Source organism: Micromonospora zhanjiangensis, from assembly GCF_042650605.1.
Taxonomy (GTDB): domain Bacteria; phylum Actinomycetota; class Actinomycetes; order Mycobacteriales; family Micromonosporaceae; genus Micromonospora_J; species Micromonospora_J zhanjiangensis.
Map to the genome: position 1 here is coordinate 124,262 of NZ_JBHSBN010000019.1, position 6,745 is coordinate 131,006.

Annotated in this window: 8 protein-coding genes; 2 read left to right on the top strand and 6 right to left on the bottom strand. The window is 70.1% G+C overall.

Annotated features, from left to right (window positions below; translation table 11 throughout):
* Positions 1–3 precede the first annotated feature (3 nt).
* Entirely contained in the window at positions 4–1,992 is a 1,989-nt protein-coding gene (acs, locus tag ACFOX0_RS23855) for an acetate--CoA ligase (RefSeq protein ID WP_377549815.1), read from the bottom strand.
* 182 nt (positions 1,993–2,174) lie between these two features.
* Between acs and ACFOX0_RS23860 the strand changes: the two genes are divergently transcribed.
* Positions 2,175–2,921, top strand: coding sequence for an oxidoreductase (locus ACFOX0_RS23860; protein WP_377549817.1), 747 nt, complete (start codon positions 2,175–2,177; stop codon positions 2,919–2,921).
* A 68-nt stretch (positions 2,922–2,989) separates the two neighbouring features.
* Here the strand turns inward: ACFOX0_RS23860 and ACFOX0_RS23865 are convergent, their stop codons facing one another.
* The 5 genes from ACFOX0_RS23865 to ACFOX0_RS23885 form a co-directional block, all read right to left on the bottom strand.
* A complete protein-coding gene (locus tag ACFOX0_RS23865; RefSeq protein ID WP_377549819.1) occupies positions 2,990–3,796 on the bottom strand; it encodes an HAD family hydrolase in 807 nt (268 codons plus the stop codon).
* Between the two features lie 792 nt (positions 3,797–4,588).
* A complete protein-coding gene (locus ACFOX0_RS23870) occupies positions 4,589–4,993 on the bottom strand; it encodes a type II toxin-antitoxin system VapC family toxin (protein WP_377549821.1) in 405 nt (134 codons plus the stop codon).
* A complete protein-coding gene (locus tag ACFOX0_RS23875; RefSeq protein WP_377549823.1) occupies positions 4,990–5,187 on the bottom strand; it encodes a hypothetical protein in 198 nt (65 codons plus the stop codon). The genes ACFOX0_RS23870 and ACFOX0_RS23875 overlap by 4 nt, the downstream gene beginning before the upstream one ends.
* A 284-nt stretch (positions 5,188–5,471) precedes the next feature.
* Positions 5,472–5,822 (bottom strand): DivIVA domain-containing protein, encoded by a 351-nt coding sequence (locus ACFOX0_RS23880; RefSeq protein ID WP_377549825.1) that lies wholly within the window; start codon positions 5,820–5,822, stop codon positions 5,472–5,474.
* Positions 5,815–6,117, bottom strand: coding sequence for a hypothetical protein (locus tag ACFOX0_RS23885; protein ID WP_377549845.1), 303 nt, complete (start codon positions 6,115–6,117; stop codon positions 5,815–5,817). Before ACFOX0_RS23885 ends, ACFOX0_RS23880 begins: the two co-directional genes overlap by 8 nt.
* Positions 6,118–6,383: 266 nt before the next feature.
* Between ACFOX0_RS23885 and ACFOX0_RS23890 the strand changes: the two genes are divergently transcribed.
* A partial coding sequence (locus tag ACFOX0_RS23890) for a winged helix-turn-helix domain-containing protein (RefSeq protein ID WP_377549827.1) occupies positions 6,384–6,745 on the top strand: 362 nt, incomplete at its 3' end.

Sequence of the window (6,745 nt, forward strand, 5' to 3'; positions counted from 1 at the left end):
GATTCAGTCCTCGTCGGACTTACCGGACCGCATTCCGGACGAGATGAGGTCCATCACCGAGGAGTCCTGAAGGGTCGTCACGTCGCCCAGCGACCGGTTCTCCGCGACGTCCCGCAGCAGCCGCCGCATGATCTTTCCGGACCGCGTCTTCGGCAACTCGGGCACCAGCATGATCTGCCGGGGCTTCGCGATCGGGCCGAGTGTCTTCGCCACGTGGTCGCGCAGCTCCGCGATCAGTGCCTCGCCCCCGTCGGCCGAGGTGTCCACACTGCCGCGCGGGATGGTGAAGGCGACGATGGCCTGTCCGGTGGTCGGATCGGTGGCGCCGACCACCGCCGCCTCGGCCACCGAGGGGTGCGACACCAGGGCCGACTCCACCTCGGTGGTGGAGATGTTGTGCCCGGACACCAGCATCACGTCGTCCACCCGGCCGAGCAGCCAGAGGTGCCCGTCGTTGTCCTTCTTCGCGCCGTCCCCGGCGAAGTACACCCAGTCGCCGGAGCCGCCCGCGCCCGCGCCGAACCGCGACCAGTACGTGTCGATGAACCGCTGGTCGTCGCCCCAGATGGTGCGCAGCATCGACGGCCACGGCTCGCGCAGCACCAGGAACCCGCCACCGCCGTTCGGCACCGGCTCGCCCTGGTCGTCCACCACGTCGGCGCTGATCCCGGGCAGCGGCGACATCGCGCTGCCCGGCTTCGCCGCGGTGACCCCCGGCAGCGGGCAGATCATCGTTGCGCCGGTCTCGGTCTGCCACCAGGTGTCCACCACCGGGCAGTTGCCCCGCCCGACGAACTGCCGGTACCACATCCAGGCTTCCGGGTTGATCGGCTCACCGACGCTGCCGAGCACCCGCAGCGACGACAGGTCGTACTTCGCCGGGATGTCCTCGCCCCACTTCATCATGGTGCGGATCAGGGTCGGGGCGGTGTAGAGGATGGAGACCCGGTACTTGTCGACGATGTCCCAGAACCGGCCCTTGTGCGGGGTGTCCGGGGTGCCCTCGTACATGACCTGGGTGGCGCCGTTGGACAGTGGCCCGTAGACGATGTACGAGTGCCCGGTCACCCAGCCGATGTCGGCGGTGCACCAGTAGACGTCCGTCTCCGGCTTCAGGTCGAACGTCGCCCACGTGGTGTACGACGTTTGGGTCAGGTAACCGCCGGTGGTGTGCAGGATGCCCTTCGGCTTGGCGGTGGTGCCGCTGGTGTAGAGGATGAACAGCGGGTGCTCGGCGTCGAACGGCTGCGCGGTGTGCTCCGTCGCGGCGGTCTCCACCGTCTCGTGCCACCAGTGGTCCTTGTCGGTCCAGGCGACCTCCCCACCGGTGCGCCGGACCACCAGGACGTGCTCGACGCTGTCGGTGCGGGACACCGCCTCGTCGACGGTCGACTTCAGATCGGTCGGCTTGCCCCGCCGGTAGCCGCCGTCCGCGGTGATCACCACCTTGGCGCTGGCGTCGGCGATCCGGCTGGACAGCGCGTCGGCCGAGAACCCGCCGAACACCACGCTGTGCGTGGCGCCGATCCGGGCGCAGGCCAGCATCGCCACCGCCGCCTCCGGGATCATCGGCAGGTAGATGGCCACCCGGTCACCGGCGACCACGCCCAGGTCGGTCAGCGCGTTGGCCGCCTGGCTGGTCAGCTTCAGCAGGTCCGCGTACGTGATGGTCCGGCTGTCGCCCGGCTCGCCCTCCCAGTGGATGGCCACCCGGTCGCCCAGCCCGGCCGCCACGTGCCGGTCCACGCAGTTGTACGCCACGTTGAGCTGCCCACCGACGAACCACTTGGCGAACGGCGGGTTCGACCAGTCGAGCACCTGGTCCCAGTCGCGGGCCCAGTCCAGCCGGCGGGCCTGCTCCGCCCAGAAGCCGAGCCGGTCGGCGTCGGCCTCCCGGTAGGCGTCCGCCTTGACGTTCGCGTCCGCGGCGAGCCCGTCCGGCGGCGGAAACTCCCGCGTCTCGTTCAACAGATTTGCCAGAGTCTCGCTCATCTCAGGCTGCTCCTCCCGCGGTCAGGTGACGTACGTCTCGCCCGAATCTAGCCGTGCCGAGCGGCCACCCGCACTGGTAGGCCGCCCGCCGACCGCCCCGAGCGCCGAACGGCCCACCCCTCGCGCCGGGCGGGACGTACCCGTGGGGCCGGCCGGTCGGGGCTGGTGGATAGCGTTGCGGGGTGACCGACGACCCGCTCGCGCCGCTGCTCGACCTCGCCGACATCGCACCCGCCGTCGCGCGGACCCGCGAGCGGGTCGACCAGGCCATGCGGCACCGCGCGTTGCGCCGCCAGGGCGGCCAGGTCGCGGCCGAGGTCAGCCTGCGCTGCGCGGTGGCCAGCGCAGCCCTGGAGGGGTACGCCCACGAGCGCGAGACGGTCCGCGCCGGCACGATCACCGACCCGGTTCCGCAGGGGGCGCTGCGGGTGGCCGGGGCGCTGCCCGGGCTGGCCGACCGCTGGCCGAAGGCCCCCCGGCAGGCGCTGGCCCGGCTGCACGTACTGGCGGCCCGGGGTGCGGTGTCCGAGGCCGCGCTCGGCCGGCCCACCGGCGACCCGGCCGTGGCGGCCCGGTTGGACGCCCTGGCCAGACTGTTGGCCGGCGGGACAGCGGTGCCACCGTTGATCCTGGCGGCCGTGGTGCACGGCGAGCTGCTGGCGCTGCGGCCGTTCGCCGGACCGACCGGGGTGGTCGCCCGGGGCGCGGCCCGGCTCACCCTGATCTCCACCGGTTTCGACCCGCGCGGCCTGGTCGCGGTCGACGTCGGCCACCACGAGCGGGAACCCGAGTACGTCGGCGCCGCGAACGCCTTCGCCACCGGCACCCCGGACGGGGTCCGAGCCTGGCTGCGGCACTACCTGACCGCCGTCCAGGTCGGCGCCGACCAGCTCACCGAGATCGGCGACGAGGTCCTGGCCGCGGGCTGACCGGGTCAGGCGGTGGCCGCTCTCGCGCCCGCCCTCGGCCGATCTGGCCAAGGGTCGGGCGGTGCCGGTCAGGCGGTGGCCGTGGCGGCCTTGTTGCGGCGGTGCCGGCCGTACCAGGCGATGCCGATCGCCACGCCGACCCCGACGCCGAGCGCGGCGGCGGCCACCGGGACGGCCGGCCGTTCGCGCAGCCGACGGCCCAGCGGGATCGGGTGCCGGAACTCCAGCACCGGCCAGCCGTTCTCACTGGCCAGCTTCCGCAGCGCCCGGTCCGGGTTCACCACGGTCGGGTGACCCACGCACTCCAGCAGCGGCCGGTCGCTGATCGAGTCCGAGTAGGCGTACGAGTCGGCCAGGTCGTAGCCGCGCGCCTCGGCCAGCTCGGTGACCCCGTTGACCTTGGCCGGCCCGGCCGCGTAGAACTCGACCTCGCCGCTGTACCGACCCTCGATGACCGACATCCGGGTGGCGATCACGTCGGTGACCCCGAGTAGCTCGCCGATCGGCCGGACCATCTCGTCCCCGGAGGCGGAGACCAGCACCACGTCCCGCCCGGCGGCCTGGTGCTCCTCGATCAGGGCGGCGGCCTCGGCGTACACGTACGGGTGGATCAGCTCGTGCAGGGTCTCCGCGACGATCTGGCGGACCTGGTCCACCGGCCAGCCCTTGCACAGGGCGGCCAGGTAGTCCCGGGTACGGGCCATGGTCTGCTCGTCCGTGCCACCCAGCCGGAACATCAGCTGGGCATACGCCGACTTGACCACGTCGCGGCGGGTGATGAGGCCGTCCCGGTAGAACGGCCGACCGAACGCCAGAGCGCTGGACTTGGCGATCACGGTCTTGTCGAGATCAAAAAAAGCGGCACTTCGGCCCACGGCGCGAAAGTCTAGCCGGATGGTCTATGGTCTGCGGGTGGCCGGGGTCACTCCACGCACGCCACGCCAGGTCTGACCTGATCAACGGGTCAGCGCGGGGTGGCGGCGGCCACGCGGAGGAAGCATAATTTCGCACGGAGTGGACCAAGCGCCACTCGACGTATACAACGGTCGTCAGGCATGCTTGTATTTACGACACAGATTCATACGGTCAGAGCCCTCGGCGGTTGCACCCCCCGTAACCGCTGAGTGGGTTCGGCTCGACCCCCCCGGAGCCGAACCCCAGGACGACCCCCGTCTCCCCCCGACGGGGGTCGTCTCCTGTTCGGGAACGGTAGCTCCCCTGGTCAAGACCCTTCGCCGCGGTCGGCCCGGCGGCGTCTTGATCGCTCTCGAACCGGCTCGCCGGTAAACGCCCCGCCACATCCGCTCCGGGGCGCCGCCCGGGGCTGGGTGTAACGATTTAGCATCATCGACGCCGACGCGGCCCATGATCTACCGGGTCCCGGTCCCTCGGCGCCAGCGGTTCACCCGCCCCGGCCTGTTTCGGGGAGGCCAGTCCTTTGTGGTCCTCATGACGCGCAGCCTGTCGTACCCGCCCGTTATGGTTCGCCGCAGTTGGCCGGTCAGAGCAACCCCAGGTGGGACAGCGCGGCTACGGGGGGCGGGCACTGGTAGGTCCCCGGAGCGATCCCGGGGCTGAATACGGGACACCGCAACCCGCCCCCCGCCACGCGCACCACGGCTCCCACCACTCGACGGCTCGAACTGACAGCCGCGCCCGGTCGACAGCTACGAGACGTCGAAGAGACGCAGACCGTCCTCGTCCGCGAAGTCGGCGAAATCCTTGCCGTTGAAGGTCGCCAGCGGCAGCCGGTGAGTCAGGCAGCAGGCCGCGATCCAGGAGTCGTTGACCGGACGAGGACGACCGCGCAGTTGCGCTCGGGCCTGGAGCCTGCCCCAGGTCATCGCCACCGCCTCGTCGAACGGCAGCAGCACGATCCCAGCCCGCCACCGGTCGAGGTCGGCCAGCTTACGAGGTCCCCAACTGCGCAGGACGGTCCACTTGGTCAACTCGCCAAGGGTGACGAACGTGATGCACGGCGTCTTACCGACCAGCCGGGCACGAAGCCGATCGGGCAGTCGCCCCCGCAGGATCGCCGACGCGACGTCGGTGTCCAGGACAACCAGGCTCACGCGGCGCCGGCCCGGCGGGAGGCGTAGAGGTCGGCGAGGAAGGCGTCCAGATCGTCGTCGGACTCGAACAGGTCAGGGCGGGCCAGGTCGTCGACGGAGGCGACCGGCCGGACACCCTGCCGACGGGCCAACTCCTCCGCCGGCACGTGTTCAGCAGCTGGCCACTCGGGCATCCGCTCCGCGTTGCTCGACATCACGGCTCACCTCCTCTGTCACAACCAACCAATTCTCGCACGCGCAGGGCTCACGGACTGTCTCCCGAGCCGACGCGGCGGCCAGCCCCCGACCCGGCGGCCGGAGCGGTGGGCCGTACGACGCCGGCTGCCGTGCCAGATACGTGCCAGTAACGGAGGTAACCCAAGCCCCAGACGGTCATGATCGGGACGAGACCACCCGCGTGTGCCGGTGGACGGGTCCGTGCTGGCGGTGTCGTGACCTGCCTCCGCTTCGGCCGAGAGTTCAGCCTCCATCTCCGGAGTCAGGGTGATTCCGTTCGTGGTCTGCCACCCAGCTCTTTCTGGACATCCTTGCCGCCGGGTTCGGGTCCGAAGTGTTTCTGCCATTCCCGCAGGGCTCGTTTCAGCCGCATGCTCTCCTCGTACAGGCTGGCCTCCACCGCATCCCGGGTGGTCAGTTCGTCGACAACGCGCCGGACGAAGGCGTAGACGTGATCTTCGGCGAGTCCGCGTCGGCCGAAGCGGGTACGCGGGAAGCGGACGGCGCGTACGTGTTCGGGTCGGAGTCGCGTGGACCGTGGCCCGATCCGGAAGATTCCGACCGCCGATCCGTCCGTCCCGCGTTCCTTGCGGTGTCGTCCGTTGTCAGCCACGTTGCCTCCGTCCCGTGGGGATGCTCGTCCGCGCGGTGTTTGGTGTGTGGGCCGGGGCCGGGCGGCGGGTCGTCGTCGGCCGTGGTGGCCCGAGCCGGTGAAGGCCGGCGCGCTGGACGAAGATCTCCCGGCGGTCGATGGCTTGGCCTTGATCGTCGAGGACGTAGCCGGTAAGCCAGATCCAGCCGTCGTAGGTCGGCATGTCCGGCACGGCCGTCACGCGAAAGGTCAGGGCGCAGTCACCGCTGAACTGGACCGACGCGCGTGCGTCGATACGGAACACCTCACCCGGCATCGGATCCACTGCTGTGTGTATCCCTTCGTTGCAGACGGTTGGAGGGCACCGAGGCGGGCGGGCTCTCGGGTGTGACCGCGGGCCAATCCCGCGACCTGCCAGCACCCGCCCCGGTGCCGTTCGTGAGGCGACGTCCGATTACTACCGGCATAAAGCCGTAGGCATACGGTGCGCCAGGTGCATATGCTTGTCTCACAGCGTCCTGTGTGGACCTGCCTCGCGTGATGAACTAGGTGCAGATTGCGTGTATGAACTCAGGAGCAGGATTGACCGAGATACCTGGCCGGCCGCTGTATGAACAGATTGCAGACGACTTGCGAGCCAAGATCGACCGAGGTGTCTATCTGGTCGGCGGCACCCTGCCCTCCACGAACAGCCTCATGCAGGAGTATCGCGCTTCGATCACTGCGGTGCGAGCAGCCGTCAATCTGCTCAAGCAAGACGGCATCGTGGTCGGACAACCCGGCAAGGGGGTCTACGTCCAGCGCCAACCCCAGCTAGTACTCCAGCAGGAGATCCGTTCTGGCCTGCTGGAGCGGTGTGGTTTTGTCCGTGGGCGTGGAGCAGCCACCGCTGAGTCTCGTGGTTGTGTGGACCCAAGATACGGCGGTGGCTGCCGCCTACAGAG

Coding starts and splice junctions, on each gene's coding strand:
- ACFOX0_RS23875 (WP_377549823.1), bottom strand. CDS start 5,187: ATGTCGAGCAACGCGGAGCGGATGCCCGAGTGGCCAGCTGCTGAACAC.
- ACFOX0_RS23885 (WP_377549845.1), bottom strand. CDS start 6,117: ATGCCGGGTGAGGTGTTCCGTATCGACGCACGCGCGTCGGTCCAGTTC.
- acs (WP_377549815.1), bottom strand. CDS start 1,992: ATGAGCGAGACTCTGGCAAATCTGTTGAACGAGACGCGGGAGTTTCCG.